A 25743-nucleotide genomic window follows, 5' to 3' on the forward strand; every position below is an offset into this window, starting at 1 on the left:
GCGGAGTCCAGTGTTTACGGAGTTTATCGTGTAAGCAAATACACACCGACCATATGCCTTTTTTCTTTCCTCCTGTCGCTTATTAGTTTGTTTCATCATAACGTATTGATGAGACATACCGAACTAGGGGGGATGCTGGGTGCCAAGGATAACTGTAATTATGCCGGTATACAATAACGCAATCTATTTACAAGAAGCAGTTAACACAATCTTGTTGCAAACGCTAAACGACCTAGAATTGATAATAATCGATGACGGATCAACAGATGGATCAGCAGGATTTGTACATGAAATAAAAGACACTAGAGTAAAAAAGATATTTCATACTGAGAATATGGGTATTGTCACTTCGCTGAATCAAGGACTCGATCTGGCCCAAGGTGAGTACATCGCCCGTATGGACAGCGATGACGTTGCAGCACTAAATCGCTTGGAAGTTCAGTCTTATTTTATGGACCAGAATCCCACCATAGATATTTGCGGAACAGGATATACAACGAACTATCTCGGGCCTGTCAAGTTAAATCCTATGCATCACGAAGAAATTAAGGTCTGGCTGTTATTTCAATGCTGCATTCTACACCCTTCCGTTATGATGCGCCGAAGTTCGATAGATCGTCTCGGGATTCGGTATGATTATAACTACCCTCATGCAGAGGATTACGAACTGTGGAACAGGCTTTCCTCAAGCGCGAAATTCGCGAATCTCCCTCACAATTTAATGTACTATCGGCCTCATGAAGGACAAGTGTCCAATAAACACCGGATAATACAAGATGATTCTGCACGAAGAATCCGTCAGAGACAACTTTCTCAACTGGGCATTCAATTATCGGATGAGGAATACGCAATAATGATTAAATTAGCTGAGTATGGGGTTAATTCTGAAGATTTTGATAACTATCGAACAGCTGCAGGTTTTGCGAATTGGCTGCTTGATCAAAATCGACAATACCATGTGTTCGACCAGGATCTATTCACAATGGCTCTATCCAGATGTATATCAAGAGTTCCATTGTAATATGTAGCCAACTTCGTCAAATAGTTGATGCATTCAAAAAAGACGTGAAGGCAAAAAGAAAATCCCGTCGGGCTACTGCCTGACGGGTCATTTTATGTATGCTCTAAACTCAAATCTCTCCCGAACAAAATGGGCACCAGCTATCTTGATGGAGTCTGGAGATTTTTGCGTTCCTTTTAGTCTCATTTTCCTTAAGCATTTCCGACCAATTTTGAGATTTTGCGCCGCTGACCGCGCTCATAGCATCAAGCAGAGAACCCAACCGTTGATGCTATTATACCGGTGAAAGTAACAACGGTTGAAGAAATTGAAAATAAGGATCAACTCATTGAGGAAAACTACTTAGATAGAGCTGAAATCACTGATATCTTAACTGCTTCGAAGTATACGAACTCACTACGCCGAAGACTACTAAATCAATAAGAATCGTCCCGATAGATGATGCCAACCATTTTTTATTTAGCAGAGCCGATGGTTATCCGCTCAATCCGCAGCACATGCGCGGACGCATGGCACGTCTGATTAAAGTCACTCAGAAGATGCAGATGAACGCTGATCAAAAAATAAAAAACCACTTCTCTGATGTCCTAAATATGAGCACTTTGCAGGATACGTGATTTTTTATGGGATTTCACCTAAAGCAAAAGCCTCCATAAGGAGGCTAAAACGTTGATGTAACAGCATATTTAGCAACAATAGAGCAAGTTACAATTAGATATAGAACATATAATTATCCGCATGCGTTTCCTCTTTGAAGTTAATCAGATCGGAAAGCGTGGTGGAGTCCAGCACATCGGCAATGCCGTCGCGGATCCGCAGCCATAAGTCGCGTTTGGCGGGATCATCCTCTTCCGTGAAATCCACCGGGGAGATCGGGCCTTCCAGCACGCGGATGATATCTCCGGCTGTAATGGTTGCGGACTCACGGGCCAGGATATAGCCGCCGTAGGCTCCACGGATGCTTTTGACAAGCCCGGCGTTGCGCAGCGGCGCAATCAGCTGCTCCAGATAATGCTCGGAGAGTCCGTTTTTTTCAGCGATGCTTTTTAGGGAGGTTGGGCCTTCGCCAAATTTCAGCGCCAGCTCCATCATAATGGTTAATCCGTAACGTCCTTTTGTCGATATTTTCAAAGGGGCACCTCTTTCGGTTTAGTGGAACGATCATATCTAGGTATTCCGATGCTTGCTCTTAGTTTATGTTATCATATCTGCTGCCGGATTTGGAGAACAAAACGTAACTTTTTAGTGGATTGTTCACCCCGGATGGACATTTTGTCAGTAGGATCAGCGTTTTGCGGGAATTTGGCACTTTCAGGAGCGGTTTGCGGCGGACAGTTGTGTTATAATACCTTTTGAGCCGGGTGTTTCATGAATTCCGGTATTTTGTGCACAGAAATGGTGATTACAATGACAAAAGCAATTCAGGATACACGTGTCGTTGTCGGCATGTCCGGAGGAGTCGATTCCTCGGTTACGGCGCTTTTGCTGAAGCAGCAGGGCTATGAGGTAATCGGCATTTTTATGAAAAACTGGGATGATACCGACGAATTCGGCGTCTGCACAGCCGAGAGCGATGCCGAGGATGTCCGCCGTGTCTGCGAGCAGATTGATATTCCTTACTATACCGTTAATTTCGAAAAGGAATACTTCGATAAAGTATTTACTTATTTTCTGGACGAATATAAGGCTGGGCGGACTCCGAACCCGGATGTCATGTGCAACCGCGAGATCAAGTTCGGGGAATTCCTGAACAAGGCGCTGCAGTTGGGTGCGGATTATGTCGCTACAGGCCACTATGCGCGTGTTGTCGAGGAAGACGGTATCTTCAAGCTGCTGCGCGGCGTGGACGGGAATAAGGATCAGACCTATTTCCTGAACGCGCTGAATCAATATCAGCTCTCCAAGGCGATGTTCCCAATCGGTCATCTGCCCAAGCCGGAGGTGCGCAGAATTGCCGAGGAGGCGGGTCTCTCAACCGCGAAGAAAAAAGACAGCACCGGCGTCTGCTTCATCGGCGAACGCAACTTCCGCGAGTTCCTCAGCCAATATCTGCCGGCCAAGTCAGGCAGCATGGTCGATATCACAACCGGGGAAGTCAAAGGCCCGCATGATGGGCTGATGTACTACACGCTCGGCCAGCGTCAGGGTCTGGGCATCGGCGGCTCGGGCAACGGCGAGCCTTGGTTCGTCGCCGAGAAAGACCTTAGTACCAACACCCTGTATGTTGTGCAGGGGGACAAGCATCCCAGCCTGTATTCCACTGGGCTGGTAGCCTCCGGTGTCAACTGGATGGACGGCAGCGCCCTAGGCGCGCAGCCGCTGAAATGTGCCGCCAAGTTCCGCTACCGCCAGCCGGACCAAGGGGTGACGGTCACAGCCCGCGAGGACGGAACGGTGCATGTAGCCTTCGATGTGCCACAGAAAGCGATCACTCCCGGCCAGGCCGTTGTCTTCTATCAAGGTGAGCTGTGTCTGGGCGGAGGAACAATTGAATACGCCGAGAAGGTTGTGCCTGTAGAGCAGGCTTAAGTGTGATCTAAGCTCACTAGCGATACAGTTCGGTTGTCATAGAAGAAAGGGGACGCCCCTCCAGCCTGTTTGTTAGGCTGAGGAGCGTCCCCATTTCATATTTTCAGCAGATTATCCTATCTCAGAGCACTGAAGGCCTTAAGGCTCAAGTCCCCAAGCAAGCGTCCCATTCAAGTACAGGGGTACACGGTTCCAGTCTGTAAACGAGGTTGTGGCCGGGTCGTAGGAATAATCGTCAGCCTCGCTGTAATTGCTCCAATCCGTCTTGTTGATCCGCAGCTGGATCTCTCCCGTATTGGCACCTGGGGCCAGTGTTCCTGCGCCTGAACTAAAGGAGACCTCCACGTAATAATCCGCTCCGGTCTTAGCCGGGGTCAGCTTGACGAATGAGCCCAGCACATTGCTGCTGCCCACGGTGGCATAATCCACATTGAACTGCTGTGCTTTCTCACCGTCAATCGTATAATAGTAGCGCAGCTTCACATCACTAAGCGCAACCGCCGTGGTGCCGTTGTTCACAATCCGCAGCTGCGGGCGGAACTGGCCATCGCCGGGATTCGTGTCATTGGTGCGGTACTGCACCACCAGATCGCCTACAGTCGGCACCGGTACCGAAGTTGGTGTGGCGCTGACTTCAGGCGAATTCGCGCTCTCGCCAATGCTGTTGGAGGCACTGACCACATAATAATAGGTGGTTCCATTCACTACTGAAATGTCGCTGTAAACAGCCTGCGTCACCGTTGCTACAGCAGTGTAAGGACCGCCGCTGGCTGCGGCACGTTTCACCGTATAGCTGTCTGCAGCGGATACATTGTTCCAACTCAAATCGACTTTACTGTCACCAGCGACGGCTGTCGGTTTAGTTGGAGCCTTCGGTGCTGTCGGCTCTACTGGTCCGCTGCTGTTGTTGATCAGACGGTCGTACTCTGCATAAGCGGTTGCCATATCCACCTGTGACCAGAAACGGTGATAGGTGAATTCCGGCGCACCGTCCTCCCATTGCTTCGTCACCTTGTTGTAGGACGTATTGTATTTATCCAGGAGGGACGCCCAGGCAGGATCGTTAGTGATATTGGGACGGATATCTGTATAGCTGGCGTAGACTCCATTTCCGCCTTTAGCCGGATCAGAGGCTACGGTTGACGATCCCGGGATGGTATTGCCTTGACCGAAAGTGCCGGTCCATCCGCTTGGGAAATACACTTCTTTGGTAAAATAACGGGAGTAATCACCACGTTGCTCGGTGGTTGCAATGCCGATGCCGTCATTGTAGCCCCAAGCGGTATCCAACAGAGATTTGGCCAGTTGCTGTGCTTCTCCGCCCAGCGTGTTGTAGCTGCCAAGCTCGGCTTCTGTACCTGCGGCATAGAACGTAAGCGCTTTAATATAACTTCCCAGCACGCCTGTATCCTGGCTTGGGCTCTTGGTAATCGACTTCAGGTTGGTATTGCTGGAAGAAGGACTGAAGCTGGTCCAGGTGTTCGGCTGACCCTGCCATTCCACATTGCCCGGAATCCAGAATTCGCCCGGTGCGGAGACCGTTGCCACATCAGGATTGTTTCCTCCCAGGATGCGGTTGCCTTGGCTGTTCAGATAGTAGCCCTCCGCATCCGTCACTGGACGCTCACCTGCGAAGACATAATCGGTGGACCAGTCCACCCATTTCTGAATAACCTTCTTCGCCATTTGGAAGTTCTCGGAAGTGGTGTCGCCGCTGGCAGCGAGAATATAATACAGCTCTGCTACACGTTCAACACTCCAGGCCTGCATTCCAAACCAGTTATTGGATGGTGGATCATGGTATACAGGAGCATCATCGTAGGCCATACCGTAGAAGGTGCTGGTTCCGGCTGGGTATGCGGCATAAGAACCGTTGTAGCTGTTAGTTGCCCCACCGGCAATGGCGCCTTCACTGGATTGTAGCCAGTTATAGAATTCCAGCTGGCGCTTTAGGGACTTGCCCCAATCTTCGCCTGCTGTTGCAGAAGTCGGAATCAGCCCCCCGTCCGGATTGGACAAGGCATAGGCCGCTACGACATTCTGATAGCCTTGATGGGCATGGCTTGCACCGATTCTCCAGGCCCAATTGCCCGTCGATCCCAGCCCGCCGCCCCATGCGGTGTACCAAGCGAGCAGGTATTGGTTGGAATCTTGGCCGGTACCGGCCGCAGGAGTGCCGTCGGCTGCACTGCCGACTTGTTGGAAATACTTGTCGTACATGCCATAGCGCAGATAATCGCCCATCTTCTTGGCTTTATTCAGATATACGCTGTTATTGTAGCCTAGCTCCTTGGCCCAATACATGGCCTGAACGGCCCGGGCATCGGCATCGGTAGCGTTGGTGTAGCGCCACTGTGCGGAAGGTGTGCTAGTCTCCTTGGTGAACAGGCTCATGAAGCCTTCATTTGTCTTTCCGAAGGTTTTGTCGTCCTGGGATGGATGTGGTACCGCCTCCCAGACGGATTCTTGCTCACCACGCTGGAATGTATTTACGTAAGCGGCTGTATGTGTTGGGTTCAGCAGATTGCCGAAGCCGTACCAGTTGTCCACATCGACCAGCCAATGCATCAGGTAGGTCTGGTTGTTGCCATAGCTTGCTTTGAGCTCGGCATCCAGCGGGTCTTTGCCTGCCGCGTACTTGCCACTAAGCTGGCTTGGATACTGATCCGGCTGTGCATGCTCTGCTGCATAAGTAGCCGGACTATTCGGATTATAATAACTCATGGTAGGCTGTTCCTGCTTCCCGTCGCCTTCATTGACCGGAATAATGTATTTCTCCATGTTGTCCCAAGCCGACTCGAGCTTGCTCCAGTCGCCCGTGTAATTCCCATACAACACCTCAAGCCACATCCAATAACTATAGGCCTCCGAGGTGGTCATATGCCCGTAATCGGGCGCTTCGCTCATCAGCGTCTCTACCGCATGATAAGGAATGCCTTCCGCCGAATAATAGCCGTTCGCCGGGTCTTTGAGCTGTGCATACAATTGCAGGAACCTTGTTTCCTCCGCTGAAGCGGCTTTGGCTGTGCCGGGCCTAACAGTAAATAGGCTAGTCGTGAGTGAGAGTAAAAGGACTAGGGCTAACATTGCAGAAATAGGCTTCTTCATTAAGCTCAATTTCATCATATGGGTAAGCTCCCTCTCGTAGATAGATTATGGTTCTATGCCCCACACAAGTGTTCCGTCTTGAATCAAAGTTACTTTATCCCAATCGGCAAAAGCTTGCTGGAGCCCGCTGTACGAATAGTCGTCACTCTCGTTGTACGAGGTCCAATCTGTCTTATTGGTGCGGATCTGAATCTCGCCGCTGTCCGCTCCCGGAGCGATACTGCCAGCACCCGCAGCAAAAGAAATTTCCAGCATATAATCCGCCCCTGTTACGGATGGATTCAGCTTCACGAAGCTGCCGCTGACATTGCCGCTGCCCAGGACTGCATAATCGCAGTGGAACTGCTGCGGTTTGTCTCCGTCCACCGTGAAGTAATAGCGGAGCTTCAACCCGCTTAGTGCTACGGCCTCTGTTCCCGTATTCACGATTGTGAACTGGGGCCGCAGCTGCGCATCCCCGGCATTCGTATCGTTCGTCCGGTATTGTACCTTCAAGGCACCTGTAGGTAAAGGAGGCGTCTCACTCGGCTTTGCACTAAGCTGCACCGAAGGCAGACTCTCTCCTACGTTGTTAGAAGCAGTGATGACGTAATAATAGCTTGTTCCGTTGACAAGCCCGCTGTCACTGTAGGTTGTTGAAGTCACATTGCCTACTTCAGTGTAAGGTCCGCCGCTGGTTGTTGCCCGCTTAACGGTATACCCGGAAGCTCCGTTTACGGCATTCCAAGTCAGCTGAACCGCAGTGTCACCGGCCACCGCCACTACGCCCGTCGGCCGTGCGGGGACTTGCGGTTCTCCTGGATTGCTTCCGCCGGACGGCAGCTCGCCGAATACTTGCACTCCATTGTCGAACACCGGGATATTCGCCGTCTTCACAGGGGATGCACCACCTGCTGCAATACCATGGAAGGAGAAGTCATTCGCATTATTCCAGAACGCCGTGTTCAGCGGAGCCGCAATACGGAACTGAACTTCCTTGCGGTAAGCAGATTGGCCGCCTGGATAGATGGGGGTCCCGCTGAAATCCACCTTGGTATAGTAGATATGATTGGCTGCATCGTAAGGCAGAAGCTGGGATACAACGGCTCCCTGGTTGTAGCCTCCGGCTGTAACCGTAATGTCCTCAGGGCCATATCCCGCCGCAGCGGCTTCGCTGAGGTCCAGATAATAATTGAAGGCTAATTGATTGGTCACCCGCGCCGGCCAGGCGGAGCGGTTGTTCAGCAGCGCGCGGATTTCCACGAAGTTGCTGCCGCTGGCATTGATCCCGGCCTCTACGAACAGCTCATCGTCGCGTGTCTCCGCCGGAGGGAACGCCGTAAGTGGCTGCTGCCCTTGACCGTGGAGCAGCATCATTTTGGCGAGTGCCCCTGTAAATGCCGCGTTGTAATCCGTCGCCACTTCATTGGAAACATAGTCGCCAATGGAATCCGTATAGCTGTCGGTCTTGGAGGGTCCGCCGACAAGCGCCCCATACAGAATGTGACGGTGATTCACCGGAACAGTCTGGCTGTCCGCCCATGAGCCATGCGAAGTCCGGTGGTGCGGGTGCTGAGGCGCATTATCGCCGTAGCCGATAACATAACTGCTGTTCCGCGGATTATCGCCCAGCATATACGTAATCTGTCTTTCGGCAAATGAACGCGCCGTAGCCTGCTTCGCCGGATCGCTGACCCAATCCGAATACACGAAGGCCAGGAACGCGTGGTTGGCCGCATAGCGCAGTGCGCCCCATTGATCAAGATGCGCAAGCCCGCCGGGTGTATAGGTGATCCGGTCACCGCTGCTGCCTCCTACACCTGTCGTCCAATACTGCATATTGCGTTCCGTGGATTGGATGAATTTAGGATCGCCGGTAATGCGGGACAACAATAGCTGAGCGCCATAATGCTTGTCATCCCAGGATTGGGTCCACTGATACCCCCAGTTCCCCGATTGGTCGGTTCCCCACAGATCACTGGCGGCAATCGCTTTGTCCAGATAGGCCTCATCCTCTGTAGCGAGATACAGCCAAATGCCGCCCCAGCTCAGCTCATCCGCATACCCGCTCCATGATTTGTAATACTGCTGGGCATCGGTGATGCTATCCGAGTAGTTGCCACGGTACTGGTCGGCAAAATTATACAGCTGCTTGGCATGCAGCAGCAGCTTGTCCGCATACGCTGCGTCGGAATCCCTGAAAATAATGGACGCCGAAGCCAGGGCTGCGGCGGTCTCCGCCGCCAGGTCCGATCCGGGGTGTGCTGCATCGATTTTGTAAGCAGGCCTTGCCATCTGCATCACTTCGGCCGGCCCCCACCAGTTGTGGTCAGCCGTACCGTTGCCCACCTGTCCCCACAGTTCGTTCGGGGCGGTGTGCGCCTTGACAAAATAATCGGTCGCCCAACGGATATTGTCCAAGATCTCTTCCAGCTGTCCGGACTGCTGATAACCATCCTTATATTCATAGACCGACCACGCCAACATGGTAGAGGTATAAGCCATCGGCAGACCAAATTTGACATGGTCACCGGCATCATACCAGCCTCCGGTCAGGTCGTGGCCGACATCGGCCCCGTCACTGAGTCCCGAATCCCCTCTCCATTCCACACGGTTGTTCTCCGGCAGTGCGCCAGATCTTTGTGTTTCATAGAAATAAACGGATTTCTGCAGCGCTTCGGCATAATTGTAATCTGCAGCCGCTGCTTGGGTCACCCCGGGATGAATCAGAACGTCCGCCCCTAATGTAAGCGTTAACAACATACTGAAAGATAAAATTCCGCTTTTCATTACCCATTTGCTCATTTCCCTTTCTCCTCTCTTCAGCCAATCTGCAAGAAAAAAGAACTTGATTCGCTTCGCCCACCTCCCCAGGGTTTGGACTCGGCGAATTTCATAAAACAGACGCTTCACCTCACTTTCGGGATCATTTGCAGGGTATGTGTCACCCTATGTCAAAATATACCATACTCAAATTAAAAATACTATAATTTTACAGTAAATAATCTATTAAATTTAGAAAGTTTTGTTAATTTCGAAAAAGACCGGCTCCTGCCTGTCTGCTCCTATACTTTCTGATTCCGTTGCTACTTAGGCCTCTACTTCCGTCCAATTAGCGGTATAAGTTCCCTATAGATTCTCGCTGGACCTAAAGTGGACTAAGTAGTAACAAGTTTCGTATCTATTTACTCAGAAATAGTTGCAGAATCGAGCACCCCGATAAGAGTTCCGGAGTACTATCCTCAACCCTCACGGGGACCTAAGTGGTAACCGAATCAATAAGGAAGGAACTCCACTGCAGCACCGCAGGCCTGCCAGCTTCCATCTCAACAGGACGTATATAGTCACCTCCTGCCCAAAATACCTGCAATTCTACAGTTTTTGTCGTGCAAAAACAGCCTTAGTGAACCCAAGCCTGCAAAAGTGCAGGAATTCACGCCCTCAGCACTGGTTAGCAGACCCAACTGCCGGAAAACCTGCACTATTACAGGAATTCAACGAATAAAGAAAAAAGGAGAGAAAGTCCCTGCACTATTGCAGGAATTTCTCTCCGGGTGAGCCTTTTGAACCTTCTTTCACAAGCTTTGGCCTTCACTCCCCCATTATTAAGTTCATCTTAAATAGTAACTCATTACGTTCAACTTCTTCCGCGCTACTGCTCGCGCCGCAAAGCCTGATTGTGGCGGATCTTGGACTCGTTGCCCTGCTCGGTTGCCTGGTAGAATACTCTCCGGGCGATGGCCTTGGGCAGATAATCCTGCTTCACGAAGTGGCCGGGGAAGTCATGCGGGTATTGATACCCGGCGTGGCCCAGCGCCGCTGCGCCTTTGTAATGCGTGTCCCGCAGATGATGCGGCACCTCCGCCGATTTGATCTCCTCGATGCTCGCCATCGCCTTGGAGATCGCCGTGTACACCGCGTTGGACTTCGGGCTCTCCACCGCGAACAGGATCGCCTGGGCGATGTTCAGCTTCGCTTCAGGCCAGCCGTTGTTGCGGTAGGCCTCCAGCGCGCTGACCGCCTGCACCATGGCCTGCGGGTTCGCCAAGCCAATGTCCTCGCTGCTGGCCGCGATCAGGCGGCGCAGAAAGGTCATCGGGTCCATGCCGAGCTTCTCTACGGCGTAGAGGAACCAGAACAGGGCGGCGTCGCTGGAGCCGCGGATGCTTTTGTGAAAAGCGGACACCACGTCATACTGTGTCGACTCGTCCGCCTTCACCAGCGGCCGCCGGATCGACTCCTCGGCGACCTCCAGGGTCACATGCACGCTGCCGTCCGCCTCGGGCGCGGTGGTCAGCGCTGCCAGCTCCAGCGCGTTCAGCGCGCGCCGGATATCGCCGTTCGCCATCGTGGCGATATGCTGCAGCGCCTCCTCGTCCGCCTGCAGCGCCATGAACCCCAGCCCCCGCTCCTTGTCGGCCAGTGCCCGCCGCATCGCGATCAGGCTGTGCTCGCTGTTCAGCGGCTCCAGCTGGAACAGCGTGGAGCGGCTCATCAAAGCGCCGTTGACATAGTGGAAGGGATTCTCGGTGGTGGCACCGATAAACGTAATCGTCCCTTTCTCCACCGCAGGCAACAACGCATCCTGGCGCGAGCTGTTGAAGCGGTGAACCTCATCCAGGAACAGAATCGTCTTCGAGCCATACAGCGATTTATTGCTCTGGGCGCGTTCGATCACTTCACGCACCTCCTTCACCGAAGCCTCCACGGCGTTCAGGCGCACGAATTCCGCTTGGGTATGGTGGGATATAATGTGGGCCAGTGTCGTTTTGCCGCAGCCCGGAGGGCCATACAGCAGAATCGAAGTCACCTGATCGGCTTCGATGGCTCTGCGCAGCAGCTTGCCGCGCCCGATAATATGCTCTTGTCCAATATATTCATCCAGATTCTCCGGCCGCATCCGGTCTGCCAGCAGACGTCCGCTCCCGGTGTCCTCCCCGAAAGAAAATAAATCCATTATCCTTCCACTTCCTTGCTTGTGTTCTTGTAGGCTTGCAGAATTCACTCTTTCTATCATACCATATTGCGGGGCCATGAAGCCTGTTTGGCATCCTACCCTGCTGCCTTGCTGCCTTGCTGCCCTGCCGCCGCACAATCTCCAAGTAAGGCCGCCCATCAACAAAGAGCATGATCTCGTCTTCCGGGGACGGGAGCCATGCTCTTTATTCAAAGGCGGATTCTAGCGGCTCAGCGCCAGCCGCATTTTGGATATGATTTTGCGGATGCTCTCTTCCGACAAATAATATTTCTCCTGAAGCTCTGCTACACTGCAGCCGCTGCGGTGCGAGCTGAAAATCTCCTCGTTGCGGCTGGCAATCTCCTGCCGGGTACCGCTGTTCTCTCCCCATCTTACCCGCTGCTCCGTCTTCTTGGGGATATATAGCAATTCACCCTGAATGTATCCCTGAAGCTCTTCGAGCAAGCCCGGGGGGAGCACATCCTTCCCATTTACATAACTCACTTGCCATTTCCTCCTTCAACAGGTGTGTTCCACTAGCTGCGTCCAATGCTGTAGTAATAGTAATCACTTCACCTGCCTCCTTTCCTCTGCTCATATTTTGGTAATAACCATAAATTCATTATATAAAATCTTGCGGATAGCGTCTATGTTCTTAGTTTAATTTTTCCTTATGTGCTAGTCATTTGTAAAAAAGGAGGCCTCTCGGCCTCCTCCTAAGCAAGCGGGCTTCCGTCGTTAGACGGAAACCACCTCGTATACTGAAATCATTTCAATCAGCCTCCTTCCAGAAGTGTTCTTGCCCGGCCGGACACTTATTATTAAGCCATAACCAGGGGGCACATACAAGTTCAAGAACAGTTATAACTGTTCTCCACCAGAAGGTTCGGGGCACTGAAGTGCCCGCTCTGCGCTGCCTGCTAGGCTTCCGGCCAGCCATTAATGGTGACGTCCTCCGTAGCCTGAACATAAGCCGGCAGCTTGCCGTTATGCAGCAGCCACAGCTCATGCAGGGCGCGTGTGCAGCCAACGTACATCAGCTTGGCATCCCAGGGGGCCGGTCCATAGTGGTCTTGATCGGCATCCGCCAGGATAGCGGCGTCGAATTCCAGCCCCTTGGACAGATACACCGGCAGCACCGACAGGCCGCCCTGGTAAGACGTCATGCTGCCGTCAATCAGATGGATGTCGGCATGCTCCTGCACAAGCACAGCGTGCAGCTCCTGCGCCTCGCGGAGGCTGCGGGTCAGCACAGCCACTGTGCGGTACTCGCGGCCGGAGAGCGCCGCCAGCGCGGCGGCAACCGCACGGGAACGCGGGTCTTCACCGGCAGCGGCCGTCAGATGATCGGCATAAGAGATCAGCCGCACCGGGTTGCCGCTGCGGAAGACCGGCACCGCCAGCAGCGGGCTGTTCACACCAGCAGAAAGAATGATGTTGGCGAATTCGATGATCTCCATGGTGGAGCGATAGCTTCGCGTCAGCGCATGGTAAGCCGTATGCTCGGGAGCGAACAGCGACTGCATCTCCTCCCAGGCATGTACACCTTTGTAGGCATGAATGCCCTGGGAGAGATCGCCCAGAATGGTGAAGGAATGGCCCTTCACATACAGGTCGAGCACCGCAATCTGGAACGGCGAGAAGTCCTGCGCCTCATCGATTACTATATGATCGAAGCGGTCCTTGCCTTCATTGCCGTTCAGCAGATAGTGAATGTACAGCAGCGGAGGCAGATCCTCCTCGCGCAGAATCCCCTTCTTCAGCTCGCGTGCCGTTTCTTTCAGCACAGCCGCCGGGATCAGCACCGGCGGACCTTCCGGCCAATCCGCAGGGACTTTCACCGCACGGAAGATTTGTTTGTATATATTCAGCGGATCGTATTTCGGCCATTTGGCGCTGTAGGCCTTCTCGCGCTGGGCGCCTTTTTTCTTGCGCTCCTTCAGCGCTGCAGCGGACGGGCTTTTCTTCAGCTCCATCTCAATCCAGCGGTGAATCCGCGCCATCACCCGTTCCTTGCGCTTGCCAGGCGGATAAGGTGCATACTCTTCATTATGCCAATGCAGAATCACCGACCGTTTGAGCACAGCGCCTTCCCAGGGAATGAAATCATCCTCTGGTACGGCTCCGCCCTCAAGCAGCTTAATGCTGGACTCGATAATCTCCATCAGCACGGTGGACCCTTTGAAGCGCCCCGGCGTCTCCTCAGTAATGACCGGCATGCTGCCGGAGGTTTCGAACCAGCGGTTCATCGTCTCTGCCGCATCCTGCTCGGGAAGCGTAATCTCCAGCACCTGGGCCGCCCAATCCGGGAAGGTGCTCTGCATGATATTGCCTACACCAAGCTCAGGAAGCACATCGGAAATATAGTCCAGGAACATCCGGTTAGGGGCGAAGATAATCATCCGCTCCGCCGACACCTGATCCTTGTACTGATAGAGCAGAAAAGCGAGCCGGTGCAGCGCAACCGTAGTTTTGCCGCTGCCTGCCACGCCCTGAATAACAAGCGCTGTGTTCTTCGCGGCCCGGATAATCTTGTCCTGCTCCTCCTGGATCGTCGAGACGATATCCCGCAGCCGGTTGTCCTTGTTCTCACCCAGCCGGTAGACGAGGAACTCATCCGACACCGCCGGTCCGTCGCTGTCCCGGTTGTAGGTATCTGCAACCCGCTCCAGAATCTGCTTGCGGATCACCACATTGCGTTTGAGGTACACCAGCCCCTCAATCAACCCCTCCGGCGCTTCATAGGAGGCCAGCTCCGTCCCCCCGGTAAACGAATAGAACAGGCTCGCCACCGGAGCACGCCAGTCAATCACCAGCGGCCGGTCGCTTACCTGTTCACGGTCTGCACCGATTTTGCCGATATACAGCGCCTTTCGTTCTTCTTCATCCTTGCCCTGAAAATCAAGCCGTCCGAAATAAGGCTCCTGCCTAAGCTTGGCAAGATCTTTGCGCTTCTGCTCCCTGGAGTCCTCCAGTACCTGCTCGGTATAATCGTGACCCGTATATACCGGGGTACTGCGAAGTTTCTCCAGGGTAGCGTCAATCTCTACCAGCGCGTGGTTCAGCCTGTCTTCTTCCTCTTGATAGGCACTTTGAAAGTTGTCCTCCAATTTCAGTTACCTCCTAAAAGTTTTGCGGAGCATAGCTCCCAGAATTGCCTCGCGGCAAAACTCGCTTCGAAAGCATAGACCTAGTTGTATGAGCTGTAGTGCTTAGGCCAATACCTCTTCCTTATTTTCACTTTCTATATTTCAAGAAAAGGATATTCATTGTAGCACAATGGTGGTTTGAATACCATATTTATCAAAAATTGTCCTATAGCAGCGCATGCAGGATAAAATTGGCCACGAACAGACCCGCGATGCCATACAACGCCGGTGGAACCTCCTTGCCTCGGCCCATCGCCAGCTTGGCCACCGGATAAGTGATGAATCCGAATGCCATCCCGTCCACAATACTGTAGGTGAAGGGAATCATCACCATGACCAGGAAGGCAGGGAACAGCTCGGTCATGTCACTGAGGTCCATCTCGCGCACATTCTGCACCATCAGACCGCCGATGACAATCAGAAGCGGTGCGATCGCGCTGTCGGGGATATAGGCCACCAGCGGAATGAACAGGAAGGTTGCACCGAACAGCATAGAAGTAACCAGCGGCGTCAGGCCGGAGCGTCCGCCTGCAGCGATGCCTGCCGTCGACTCTGCGGCCGCCACCACCGGGCTGCTGCCAAATAGCCCGGCTGCGATGTTGGCGACGGAGAGCGCACGCAGGCTGCTTTTGAAGCGTTCCGGGCGGCCTGCCATCAGTGTCTGGGAGGCAATCAGTCCGATATTCTCGAATACGACAATCAGCAGCAGCAGGAATACGGCAATCCAGAACACCAGCGTGGCTGCTCCGCCCCAGTCCATGCCTGTGAACACCTCGCTGTAGCCTGTGAACACATGCCCGGATTCCTGCGTCTTCGGCGCCTCGGCCACGCCCAGTAGATAAGCCAGTCCCGTGCCTGCCAACATGCTGATCAGCAGTCCGCCGCGCGTGCCGCGGATGAACAGCACCAGGGCCAGCAGCAGCGTCACACAGGAGGTAATCACAGCGGGATCGCTGAAATGGCCGATCGCCACAAAGGTCGTGCGGTGCGCGATCACAATCCCGCTTTTTTGCAGCCCGATAAAGGTCAGAAATAGCCCGATGCCCACAGTTATGGCATGCTGCAGATTATGGGGAATGGCGTCGCTGAGAATCCGGTAGAGTGAAGTGAACGCCACAATCGCGAACAACACCCCGGTAACGGCCACCACAGCAAGTGCCTCGCGCCAGTCGAGCTTCATGGAATGCACCAGCGTATAGGTGAAAAAAGCGTTGATGCCCATCCCCGGCACTACGATAATTGGCGTTTTGCCGCCAAAGGCCATCAGCAGACAGCCGGTAATAGCGGTCAGCAGCGTAGCGACCATCCCTGCCCGCAGCGGCATGCCTGCATCATGCAGAATGGCTGCGTTGACCATCACAATATATACAGAGGCGAAATAGGAGAGGATGCCTGCGGCCCATTCCCGTTTCCAATCCTGCCCGGGCTCCAGCCCCACACTATTGCGCCAAACATTCGATTTCATAACACATAAACCTCCACTGGTCTTCATTCTTCTTCCTTAATCATAGCAAAAGGACGTACGCAGCCGGAATTCGGCGGCACGCCCTTCTCTATAGCTTCTAGCCTACTCTTGTTATTCTTGCAGCCAGGCTGCGCTTGTCTTCTACAGCTTGACTCCACCAGTCTCCAGCAGCTCGCGGACAGCCACACTGACCATAATCAGGCCTACCACCGGCGGCACAAAGGAGATGCTGGCCGGGGGCTGCTTCGCCTTGCGTCGATCCGGTGCATTCGCCGGGACGATCTGCTCGGTAACATCCTGGCGCGGCTTCATCGGAGGTTCGGTGGAGAAGACCACCTTCACTCCCTTTTTGATACCTTCCCGGCGCAGATGCTGTCGAATGATGCGGGCAATCGGGTCCATCGTCGTCTTGGAGATGTCCGCTACCTGGAAGCGGGTCGGGTCGATCTTGTTCGCCGCTCCCATGCTGGAGATCATCTGGATTCCCCGGGACAGACATTCCTTGATCAGATGGATTTTGTAGACAATAGTATCGGAAGCGTCCAGTACATAATCCAGCTTATGCTGGAACAGCTCCTCATAGGTTTCTTCCGTATAGAACATGTTCAGTAGCACCACGTCACATTCCGGGTTAATCAGCTTGATCCGCTCCGCCATCAATTCGGTCTTCTGCTGTCCAACCGTTGAAGTCAGGGCATGAATCTGGCGGTTCACGTTGGTGATGTCGACCGTGTCCTTGTCAATCAGAACCAGGCGGCCTACACCAGCACGGGCCAGCGCTTCAACCGCCATGGCCCCCACGCCGCCAATGCCAAGCACGGCCACCGTGCTGTTCTTCAGAATCTCCAGACCTTCCGGTCCAATGACAAGCTCTGTGCGTGAGAACTGATTCAACATAGAGCGCGCCTCCTTTCAAAAGCCAAGCGGAGTACGCTTCCGCTCCGCCGGGCCCGTTTATTAGTTATTTCTTCTCTTTTTCCGGCTTCGGGACAAGCTTGATATGCAGCAGCTCCAGCTGTTCCGGCTCAACAGGTGCAGGAGCGTCCATCAGCAGGTCAGTTGCGCTCGCCGTCTTAGGGAAGGCAATCGTTTCACGCAGGTTGGTGCGGCCGGACAGCAGCATCACCAGACGGTCAAGGCCGAAGGCAATCCCGCCGTGCGGAGGTGTGCCATATTCAAAGGCATCCAGCAGGTAGCCGAATTTCTCGTAAGCCATCTCAGGCGTGAAGCCGAGCGCGTCGAACATTTTCTCCTGTACTTCACGCTTGTAGATACGCTGTGAGCCGCCGCCCACTTCATAGCCGTTCAGGACAATATCGTAAGCCTGGGCACGGATCGCTCCCGGATCAGTTTCGAACAGGTGCAGATCGTCTTCCCGTGGGCGAGTGAACGGATGATGCTCAGCCGTATAACGTTTCTGGTCCTCATCGTAGCTCAGCAGCGGGAAATCAGTGACCCAGGCGAACTTGAACACATTCTCGTCGATCAGGCCCAGTTGTCCGCCGATCTTGACGCGCAACGCGCCCAGAACATCGGCAACCACTTTACGGGTATCTGCCGAGAACAGCAACAGGTCGCCTTCTTCAGCACCTGTCCGCTCCTTCACGGCTGCGATTTCTTCTTCGGAGAAGAATTTCACAATCGGCCCTTTGAACTCGCCGTCTTTGACCTGAATCCAGGCCAGTCCTTTAGCCCCGTAACGTGCTGCGAACGGTCCAAGATCATCGATTTCTTTGCGGGACCAAGTTCCGCAGCCCTTGGCGTTCAGACATTTGACTTCTCCGCCCTTCTCAATGACGGAAGCGAATACCTTCACACCACTTGAAGCGACGATATCGTTCATCTCCACGAGTTCCAGCCCAAAGCGCAGGTCCGGCTTATCAGAGCCGTATTTGCTCATCGCCTCGGCATGGGTCAGACGCTGGAACGGAAGCTCCAGATCAACGCCGACCGTTTCCTTGAACAGACGCTGCATCAGCCTCTCCATCATGCCGAGCAGCTCATCCGGGGAGAGGAAAGAGGTCTCGATGTCGACCTGGGTGAACTCCGGCTGGCGGTCAGCGCGCAGGTCCTCATCGCGGAAACAGCGGGCAATCTGGTAATAGCGTTCCACGCCGCCAACCATCAGCAGCTGCTTGTAGATCTGCGGCGACTGCGGCAGAGCGAAGAATTCGCCGTCATGCACCCGGCTTGGCACCAGATAATCACGCGCGCCTTCCGGCGAGCTTTTGGTCAGAATTGGTGTTTCGACTTCAATAAAAGCCTCGTTGTCGAGGAAGTCACGGAAGATCTTGGAGGCCTGCGAGCGCAGACGAAGCGTTTTTAGCATCTCCGGACGGCGCAGATCCAGATAACGGTATTTCATCCGCAGCGATTCATCGACCTCAACACCGTCTTCAATGAAGAACGGAGGAGTCTTCGCCGAGTTAAATACTTCAATGTCGGTAATGCGGACTTCGATCTCCCCGGTAGGCAGATTGCGGTTAACGGTCTCTTCGTCGCGCTTCACAACGGTTCCCTTGACAGCAAGCACATATTCACTACGCACCTTGTCGGCAATCTGCAGCGCTTCACCGGAATAATCCGGGTTGAACACGGTCTGGACAATGCCGCTGCGGTCGCGCAGATCAATAAACAGCACGCCCCCCAGGTCGCGGCGGGTCTGGACCCAGCCGTTCAGAATGACTGTCTGGCCGATTTGCTCCGGCGTTAATTGTCCGCAATGATGACTTCTTTGCATTATTATCATACCCCTTCATGGTTAGAAATACAGGTCTCTACTTCTCTGATCTATTGCTCTGAATTACTGTGGGACGCTTCGATATCCCTGCGGCGGCCTTACACTTATACCAGCGCCTGGCCCAGCTCTTCCAGCTTCACAGTGCGCTGCTCGCCCGTAGCCATCGATTTCACGGCAATTACGCCGCTGCTCAGCTCATCCTCACCCAGAATTGCTGTGTATCGCGCCGACATACGGTCGGCCGACTTCATCTGTGCCTTCATCTTGCGGCCAAGGTAATCCCGCTCTGCCGCGAACCCCTGGCTGCGCAGAATGAACAGCTGCCTCGAAATCTCCAGATCGGCTGCTTCGCCAAGACCCACCAGATAGACATCCAGCGGCTTCGCTGCAGGTAGCTCCACCTGCTGGTTCTCCAGAATCAGCAGAATCCGCTCCAGGCCAATCCCGAAGCCGATACCCGGCTGATCCGGTCCGCCGATCTCCTCAACCAGACCATTGTACCGGCCGCCGCCGCCTACGGTATCAATCGACCCGATTCCGGCTGCTTTATACTCAAACGCTGTATGCGTGTAATAATCGAGTCCACGCACCAGACGTGTGTTGATGGAATAATCCACGCCCATCCCATCCAGATACGCTCTGACTTTGGCAAAATGTGTGGTGCATTCCTCATCCAGACTATCAAGGATGGAGGGAGCATCTGTGAATTTCGCCTGATCCACCTTGCAGTCCAGGACACGCAGTGGATTGCGTTCCATCCGCCGCTGGCAGTCGCCGCAGAGATCGTCCTTCATCGGTCTGAGGAAGCCCAGCAGCTTCTCGCGGTAAGCCGCGCGGCTTGGCGCATTCCCTACGGAGTTGATCTCCACCTTCACACCGCTCAGCCCCAGTTCCTGATAGAACTGGTACCCTAGCGAGATCACCTCGGCATCAATCGCCGGGTCTACCGCGCCAAACGCCTCAATCCCGAACTGGTGGAACTGGCGGTACCGGCCGGCTTGTGGACGTTCATAACGAAACATTGGCCCAATATAATACAGCTTGCTGACATCAGGTTCGCCGTAGAGCTTGTTCTGCACATAAGCACGCACAACGCCTGCCGTGCCTTCAGGACGGAGCGCCAGATCACGGTCGCCTTTATCCTTGAAGGTGTACATTTCGCCTTCCACAATATCCGTAGTTTCTCCTACCCCACGCTCGAACAATCCAGTGTGCTCGAACAGCGGCGTGCGGATCTCCCGGTAATTAAACCGGCGGCATAATTCTCTGGCCTTGCCTTCGATATACTGCCATTTCTCTACCGCACCCGGAAGCACATCCTGTGTACCGGTTGGTTTCTCGAATCTTTCTTTAGCCACAGCCTATCCCTCCTGAACGTGAACCCCATCATTTTCTGTAAAAAAAGCAAAAAATCCCCCGCCCTGTTTGTAACAAACAGGGACGAGGGATTATCATAACCAATAATACACCCGTGGTACCACCCACATTCCGGATCAGGGCACGCCCTATATCCGCTCTAAGCGGTTAACGCCCGCCTACGCGCAAACGGCTACTAATGGGGCAACAATTCCTGCCTGCTTTCGCCGTGCGTTCTCGGGGAGGTCATTCGTCCGTTCATCAACAGAATCCTTGCAGCCTGGGCGGACATGGACGGTTGAATCCTTGTGGTAAGGATAACAGCCAATCTGCCTGGGATTCCTCTCTGTGGTTGTGGGCTTCGGAGTACTTGTTCCCGTCATCAAAACACTATAACATTCCGTATATTGTTAGATTCTACTGAACCACTGCGCTAAAGTCAAGGAACTAAATGAAATGGAGTTAAAAAATGATTATTACGCCTGTCAAGATATAGTGAGAACTCTCGAAGACTCCGCTCTGTGGTGCTTCCAAAGTTCGAAGTCCAAACGTAGTTGGCTATAGGGAAGATCTACCGTTAATTCCTAGCTAGTGTTCGGTTTTCATGACATATAGGGAAAAGTTACCACTATTTTGTCCTTCGAGGGCATTACTTAAGTGATGGCACCTAATTAGCGGTAGAAAACTCCCCATAACCCCATCGAATCACCATTCTGAGACCAACTAGTGGTAGAATTCCCCTATACTTCTTCGCTGCACCCAAGTAGTAACCACTTTCGCATCTATTTGCTCCGAACGTTCCAGAGCATCATTCTAATTCATCATTGGAACCTAAAGAGTCGCAAAAAATAGGCAAACAAGTAGAAACGGCTTCGCCGACCTTTGTAAGAGGCGGCATCCGTTTCTGCGAGAAATAGAAGGATAATTCATGGCGTGAAACATATAAATTCTTATATTTAAAAAAAAGTGACCTGCAGCCGATTGCTGCAGGTCCATCATCATATATTATAAAAAAGGGGGTCATGTCTTTATTATAAACCCGCTATATTAAGGAATCATGATAGTAATATTACAATTGTATTACAGATGAGAAAGCGCTTCAATTATCATGTCCCATTCTCTGTCTGTGTTACTCCGCCGATAACTTAGTCTATAATATCAGCCAAATGTAGAATACTCAATACTAAATAGTAAATACTCAATCCAAGCTTGGCATCTACATGTCATGAGCGGCGCGGAACGCAGCACAGTGCAGCGCAAAAATCCCCGGCTCTACATAAGCTGAGCCGGGGATTTATAACCATAAGAGCAGCTACCCTGTTCCGTCAGAGTGTCTTATGATTCGAACACTTCGACAAAAGCGTGTTTGCCGCGCAAGGTGCGCACAACCTCATCAAATTGAGCCTCAGGGACTTTGAGATCCATCACATAATGCAGATCATCCAAATCGCCATCGGTTACCTCTTCACTGTTCAGCACCTTCACGTCGTCGTCTACCGGGCCTTTGTCCTCGGCAAGATCTCTGTGCCCTGCCGCATCGGGAATAACCAGCCCAGGGGCGAACGCCGCATTCGCTACCGTACCGGAGGCACCTGACGCTCCCATAATACCGCCTCCCGTCGAAGCGTTGTTATAAGGCACCAGCGGCAGCAGAATGTTGCGGCCCTGCGACCTGCTCGTATTGAGCGGATCGGTTAGCCGGGATACCTCCGAATTCTCCAGATTGTACGCGATCAGCGAGGTCTGCGCGCCTACCGCTTCATCTTCGGTTCTGAAATACGCCTGAATTCTTTTAGTCATTGTTATTCCCTCCCGTGTAAGTTTTGTAGTGGAACCCGCAAAACTATATTAGAGCACCTTGAGCAGCTCACGCACAAATGCGGGCTCGTCTTTTGGTGTGCGTGAAGTAATGAAATTGCCTTCGACAATCACTTCTTCATCCTTGAAGGTCGCACCTGCGTTCTCGATATCGTCCTTTAAGGCCGGATAAGCCGTAATCGTACGACCCTCCAGCAGCTCCGCACTGATCAGAATCTGCGGACCGTGGCAGATGGAGGCGATCAGCTTACTCGCCGAGTTTACCGCTTTCACGAACTCAAGGACTTCCTCGCTTAAACGCAGGTTGGTACCTTCATTTCAGAATCTTCAAAGCCGTTCGCTAACAAGAAAGCAACTTTACTCATGAGATTAACTGCTCCCTTCCGTTTTGTTCTGTTCTCGTAGTTCTATTACCCCCCAAAGGGCTGCTTCTAACCACCGTCTGCAAAGTTGTACCCCGCTCACACACGAAAAACCGCGTTCTTCCAGCCTCAGCTGCGCGGCAGAAAAATACGCTTGCGCCCTCTGAGTACCGGCTGGTCCTGCGGATCTTCATTGCTTCTGGCTGATGCACTGGCCTCAGCCGGACTTCCGGCGGCAAACGGCGGAAGACTCCGCCACACCCATGCTTTCTGTGAGAATCTCATTAGGCAGAACCCCTTGTTCCTGTAATATTCATCCCCACTAGTCTAACCAGCCACCAGAAGCACTATCCGGCACAGACAAAAAGATGCCTTAAGCAAGGGGTAGTCATAACCCCGCTTAAGGCATCCTCCAGCAGACAATAGTAACTTTAGGTTGTTCTGTATTCCGGCTTATCCTTGGCTGTCCAGAATAAGAGTGACCGGCCCCCAATTGGTGAATTCGACATCCATCATCGCTCCGAAGATGCCGGTCTCCACCCGCAGGCCTCCCGCTCGAAGCTGGCCGTTGAAGTAATCATACAGCAGCTCCGCTTCGGCAGGCGCGGCCGCAGCCATAAAGTTCGGGCGTCTTCCCTTGCGCGTATCCGCGTATAAGGTAAATTGCGAGACGGACAGAATGGCCCCTCCAGTATCGGTCACGCTGTGATTCATTTTGCCGGCATCATCCTCGAAAATACGCAGCCCGGCAATTTTGTCCGCCAAATATTTAGCATCCTTCTCGGTGTCTCCATGAGTGACGCCAACCAGCAGCATCAGGCCTTGCCCGACCGCACCTGTCACGGTGCCGTCCACAGTAACCTTGGCCGCTTTGCAGCGCTGCACAACCACTCTCATTGTACTCTCCAGCTCCTTGCTCTATTGCATAATACGGTGGACGGTATAGACATCCTTCACCCGGTTGACCCGGTCCACTACCGACTGCAGATGATCCGTGTTGCGGATCAGAATGGTCATATGGATCATCGCCATCTTGTTCTTGTCGGACCGTCCGGTCACCGCGGAGATATTGGTCTTGCTCTCGGACACCGCCTGCAGCACCTCGTTGAGCAGACCATTGCGGTCATGGCCCGTGATCTCAATGTCCACACTGTAGTTGGCCTCCATGCTGCCTTCCCACTCCACTTCGATTACCCGTGCTGCTTCTTCGCCATCGCCGTCGCCTGGAATATTCGGACAGTCGTCCCGGTGCACAGATACGCCGCGCCCACGAGTTACATAACCGACGATGTCATCGCCGGGCACAGGATTGCAACATCGTGCGAAACGAACCAGCAGGTTATCAATCCCTTTGACACGTACGCCGTTGGTCGGCTGGTTGCGCTTCTCCCCGGATGACTTGATCTCCTTCATCTCGGAAGTCAGCTCCAGATGATTGGCAGCGTCCTCCTGCTCCTTGCGCAGCTTCTCCGTCAGCTTGGAGGCGATCTGGGCGGCAGTAATCCCGCCGAAGCCCACCGCCGAGAGCATATCCTCGATATCGTTAAAAGAAAACTTCTTCGCCACTTCCATCAGCTTGTCGTCCGAGCTCCACTCGGAGATATCGACATTCAGGCGCTTCAGCTCGCGTTCAATCGCTTCGCGGCCTTTCTCGACATTCTCCTCGCGTTTCTCCTTCTTGAACCATTGTTTGATCTTGCTGCGGGCATGCGAGGACTGGGCGATCTTCAGCCAGTCGCGGCTGGGCCCATAGGAATGCTTCGAGGTCAGAATCTCCACGATATCCCCGGTCTTCAGCTTGTGGTCCAGCGGAACGATCCGTCCGTTCACCTTGGAACCGATGGTCCGGTTGCCCACCTCCGTATGAATCCGGAAGGCGAAATCAAGCGGCACCGAGCCTACCGGCAGCTCAATAACCTCGCCCTTTGGAGTGAAGACAAACACCAGATCGGAGAAGAAGTCCATCTTCAGCGATTCGACAAATTCCTCCGCATCCTTGGCTTCATGCTGCAGCTCCAGAATCTCGCGGAAGAACGGCATCCGGTTCTCCGGGTTGGCATTGTTGTTGTTGCTGCCTTCTTTATAGGCCCAGTGCGCAGCAATCCCGTATTCCGCCGTGCGGTGCATCTCCCAGGTACGGATCTGCACCTCGGTAGGCTCGCCTCCGGGACCCACAACTGTCGTGTGCAGCGATTGGTACATGTTCGCTTTGGGCATGGCAATATAATCCTTGAAACGGCCCGGCATCGGCTTCCAAAGGGTATGAATAATGCCAAGTGTGGCATAACAGTCCTTGATGTTCTCCACGATGATGCGGATCGCCAGCAGATCGTAAATTTCGTTGAACTGTTTGTTTTTGGTGCTCATTTTGTTATAGACGCTGTAAATATGCTTCGGTCTGCCCGAAAGGTCGCCTTCAATGCCCATTTCGTCCAGCTTGGAGCGGATGCGGCCAATGACACTCTCGATAAACTGTTCCCGTTCCGCCCGCTTCTTGTGCACCAGATTGGCAATGCGGTAGTATTGCTGCGGGTTGAGGTAACGCAGAGCGATATCCTCCATCTCCCACTTGATCGCAGAGATCCCCAGACGGTCGGCGATCGGACAGAAAATCTCCAGTGTCTCATAGGAAATCCGGCGCTGGCTCTCTTCCGACTGATATTTCAGGGTACGCATGTTATGCAGACGGTCTGCCAGCTTGATCACAATGACCCGGATATCCTGAGCCATGGCGATGAACATCTTGCGGTAGTTCTCATTCTGCTGCTCTTCCTTGGAGCGGAAGCGGATGCGTTCCAGCTTGGTTAAACCATCAACGAGCATGGCACTGGTATCGCCAAATTCCGCCCGGATCTGCTCTAGAGAAACCGTTGTATCTTCTACTACATCATGTAAAAGCGCTGCAATGATGGAGATAACATCCATCTGCATATTGACGACAATATCTGCGACCGCAAGCGGATGCAGAATATACGGCTCCCCCGACTTGCGGACCTGCCCGTGATGAGCCTGATCGGCAAATTCATAAGCTTCCCGGATGCGGAGAAGATCTTTAGCTTTTATATAGGCGCCAGCCTTATCCATTAATCGCTCTATGCCCATTCTCGTCGTATCCGTTTCCTTTCTATAATAAAATGAACCCGCACGGGTTGCACATTCTGCAGGTTCCATCATTTCCTCGAGCCTTCGCGCTCAGATTAAAGTTGTCTATAATTATGACGCTTACGATGGATTACGTCAACACTTGCCACCGCATGGC

General features: G+C 53.2%; 16 protein-coding genes and 1 pseudogene. 2 read left to right on the forward strand and 15 right to left on the reverse strand.

Annotated features, from left to right (window positions below; genetic code table 11):
• Positions 1-139: 139 nt before the first annotated feature.
• Positions 140-1021 (forward strand): glycosyltransferase family 2 protein, encoded by an 882-nt coding sequence (locus B9T62_RS24470; protein WP_087917674.1) that lies wholly within the window; start codon positions 140-142, stop codon positions 1019-1021.
• 711 nt (positions 1022-1732) lie between these two features.
• On the opposite strand, the gene cymR is transcribed toward B9T62_RS24470, so the two are convergent.
• Positions 1733-2152, reverse strand: a complete 420-nt coding sequence (gene cymR / locus B9T62_RS24475; RefSeq protein WP_087917675.1) for a cysteine metabolism transcriptional regulator CymR — start codon at positions 2150-2152, stop codon at positions 1733-1735.
• A 276-nt stretch (positions 2153-2428) separates the two neighbouring features.
• Between cymR and mnmA the strand changes: the two genes are divergently transcribed.
• Complete coding sequence (gene mnmA, locus B9T62_RS24480) at positions 2429-3550, forward strand: tRNA 2-thiouridine(34) synthase MnmA (protein WP_087920415.1); 1122 nt, start codon at positions 2429-2431, stop codon at positions 3548-3550.
• Between the two features lie 138 nt (positions 3551-3688).
• Here the strand turns inward: mnmA and B9T62_RS24485 are convergent, their stop codons facing one another.
• The 14 genes and pseudogenes from B9T62_RS24485 to B9T62_RS24545 form a co-directional block, all read right to left on the reverse strand.
• Complete coding sequence (locus B9T62_RS24485; RefSeq protein WP_087920416.1) at positions 3689-6673, reverse strand: glycoside hydrolase family 48 protein; 2985 nt, start codon at positions 6671-6673, stop codon at positions 3689-3691.
• A gap of 30 nt (positions 6674-6703) precedes the next feature.
• The gene (locus B9T62_RS24490) at positions 6704-9400 is read right to left on the reverse strand and encodes a glycoside hydrolase family 9 protein (RefSeq protein WP_245864668.1); all 2697 of its coding nucleotides are present in this window, start codon (positions 9398-9400) and stop codon (positions 6704-6706) included.
• Between the two features lie 889 nt (positions 9401-10289).
• Positions 10290-11594 carry a replication-associated recombination protein A gene (locus tag B9T62_RS24495; RefSeq protein WP_087917677.1) on the reverse strand — a complete coding sequence of 435 codons (1305 nt, stop codon included), beginning with the start codon at positions 11592-11594 and terminating at the stop codon, positions 10290-10292.
• Positions 11595-11816: 222 nt separating this feature from the next.
• Complete coding sequence (locus B9T62_RS24500) at positions 11817-12098, reverse strand: CD3324 family protein (RefSeq protein ID WP_087917678.1); 282 nt, start codon at positions 12096-12098, stop codon at positions 11817-11819.
• Between the two features lie 416 nt (positions 12099-12514).
• Complete coding sequence (locus B9T62_RS24505) at positions 12515-14704, reverse strand: HelD family protein (protein WP_087917679.1); 2190 nt, start codon at positions 14702-14704, stop codon at positions 12515-12517.
• A gap of 205 nt (positions 14705-14909) precedes the next feature.
• On the reverse strand, positions 14910-16208 hold the full coding sequence (locus B9T62_RS24510; RefSeq protein ID WP_087917680.1) for an NCS2 family permease: 1299 nt from the start codon (positions 16206-16208) through the stop codon (positions 14910-14912).
• A 141-nt stretch (positions 16209-16349) separates the two neighbouring features.
• Positions 16350-17105, reverse strand: coding sequence for a tRNA threonylcarbamoyladenosine dehydratase (locus B9T62_RS24515; protein WP_087917681.1), 756 nt, complete (start codon positions 17103-17105; stop codon positions 16350-16352).
• Positions 17106-17169: 64 nt separating this feature from the next.
• Positions 17170-18948, reverse strand: coding sequence for an aspartate--tRNA ligase (aspS, locus tag B9T62_RS24520; RefSeq protein WP_087917682.1), 1779 nt, complete (start codon positions 18946-18948; stop codon positions 17170-17172).
• A gap of 104 nt (positions 18949-19052) precedes the next feature.
• Positions 19053-20306, reverse strand: coding sequence for a histidine--tRNA ligase (gene hisS / locus B9T62_RS24525; RefSeq protein WP_087917683.1), 1254 nt, complete (start codon positions 20304-20306; stop codon positions 19053-19055).
• 1333 nt (positions 20307-21639) lie between these two features.
• Complete coding sequence (locus B9T62_RS24530; RefSeq protein WP_087917684.1) at positions 21640-22104, reverse strand: hypothetical protein; 465 nt, start codon at positions 22102-22104, stop codon at positions 21640-21642.
• A gap of 48 nt (positions 22105-22152) precedes the next feature.
• Positions 22153-22428: pseudogene (locus B9T62_RS24535) on the reverse strand (DJ-1/PfpI family protein); the annotation flags it as partial.
• Positions 22429-22613: 185 nt separating this feature from the next.
• Positions 22614-22769, reverse strand: coding sequence for a hypothetical protein (locus B9T62_RS39440; RefSeq protein ID WP_157793993.1), 156 nt, complete (start codon positions 22767-22769; stop codon positions 22614-22616).
• A gap of 168 nt (positions 22770-22937) precedes the next feature.
• Positions 22938-23381 (reverse strand): D-aminoacyl-tRNA deacylase, encoded by a 444-nt coding sequence (gene dtd / locus B9T62_RS24540; protein ID WP_087917685.1) that lies wholly within the window; start codon positions 23379-23381, stop codon positions 22938-22940.
• A 21-nt stretch (positions 23382-23402) separates the two neighbouring features.
• Positions 23403-25586 (reverse strand): RelA/SpoT family protein, encoded by a 2184-nt coding sequence (locus B9T62_RS24545; protein WP_087920417.1) that lies wholly within the window; start codon positions 25584-25586, stop codon positions 23403-23405.
• Positions 25587-25743 lie beyond the last annotated feature (157 nt).

It is taken from the genome of Paenibacillus donghaensis (assembly GCF_002192415.1).
Classification (GTDB): Bacteria; Bacillota; Bacilli; order Paenibacillales; family Paenibacillaceae; genus Paenibacillus_AQ; species Paenibacillus_AQ donghaensis.

Coding starts and splice junctions, on each gene's coding strand:
- mnmA (WP_087920415.1), top strand. CDS start 2,429: ATGACAAAAGCAATTCAGGATACACGTGTCGTTGTCGGCATGTCCGGA.
- B9T62_RS24485 (WP_087920416.1), bottom strand. CDS start 6,673: ATGAAATTGAGCTTAATGAAGAAGCCTATTTCTGCAATGTTAGCCCTA.
- B9T62_RS24490 (WP_245864668.1), bottom strand. CDS start 9,400: ATGTTGTTAACGCTTACATTAGGGGCGGACGTTCTGATTCATCCCGGG.
- B9T62_RS24495 (WP_087917677.1), bottom strand. CDS start 11,594: ATGGATTTATTTTCTTTCGGGGAGGACACCGGGAGCGGACGTCTGCTG.
- B9T62_RS24510 (WP_087917680.1), bottom strand. CDS start 16,208: ATGAAATCGAATGTTTGGCGCAATAGTGTGGGGCTGGAGCCCGGGCAG.
- B9T62_RS24515 (WP_087917681.1), bottom strand. CDS start 17,105: ATGTTGAATCAGTTCTCACGCACAGAGCTTGTCATTGGACCGGAAGGT.
- aspS (WP_087917682.1), bottom strand. CDS start 18,948: ATGCAAAGAAGTCATCATTGCGGACAATTAACGCCGGAGCAAATCGGC.
- B9T62_RS24530 (WP_087917684.1), bottom strand. CDS start 22,104: ATGACTAAAAGAATTCAGGCGTATTTCAGAACCGAAGATGAAGCGGTA.
- B9T62_RS39440 (WP_157793993.1), bottom strand. CDS start 22,769: ATGAGATTCTCACAGAAAGCATGGGTGTGGCGGAGTCTTCCGCCGTTT.
- dtd (WP_087917685.1), bottom strand. CDS start 23,381: ATGAGAGTGGTTGTGCAGCGCTGCAAAGCGGCCAAGGTTACTGTGGAC.
- B9T62_RS24545 (WP_087920417.1), bottom strand. CDS start 25,586: ATGGGCATAGAGCGATTAATGGATAAGGCTGGCGCCTATATAAAAGCT.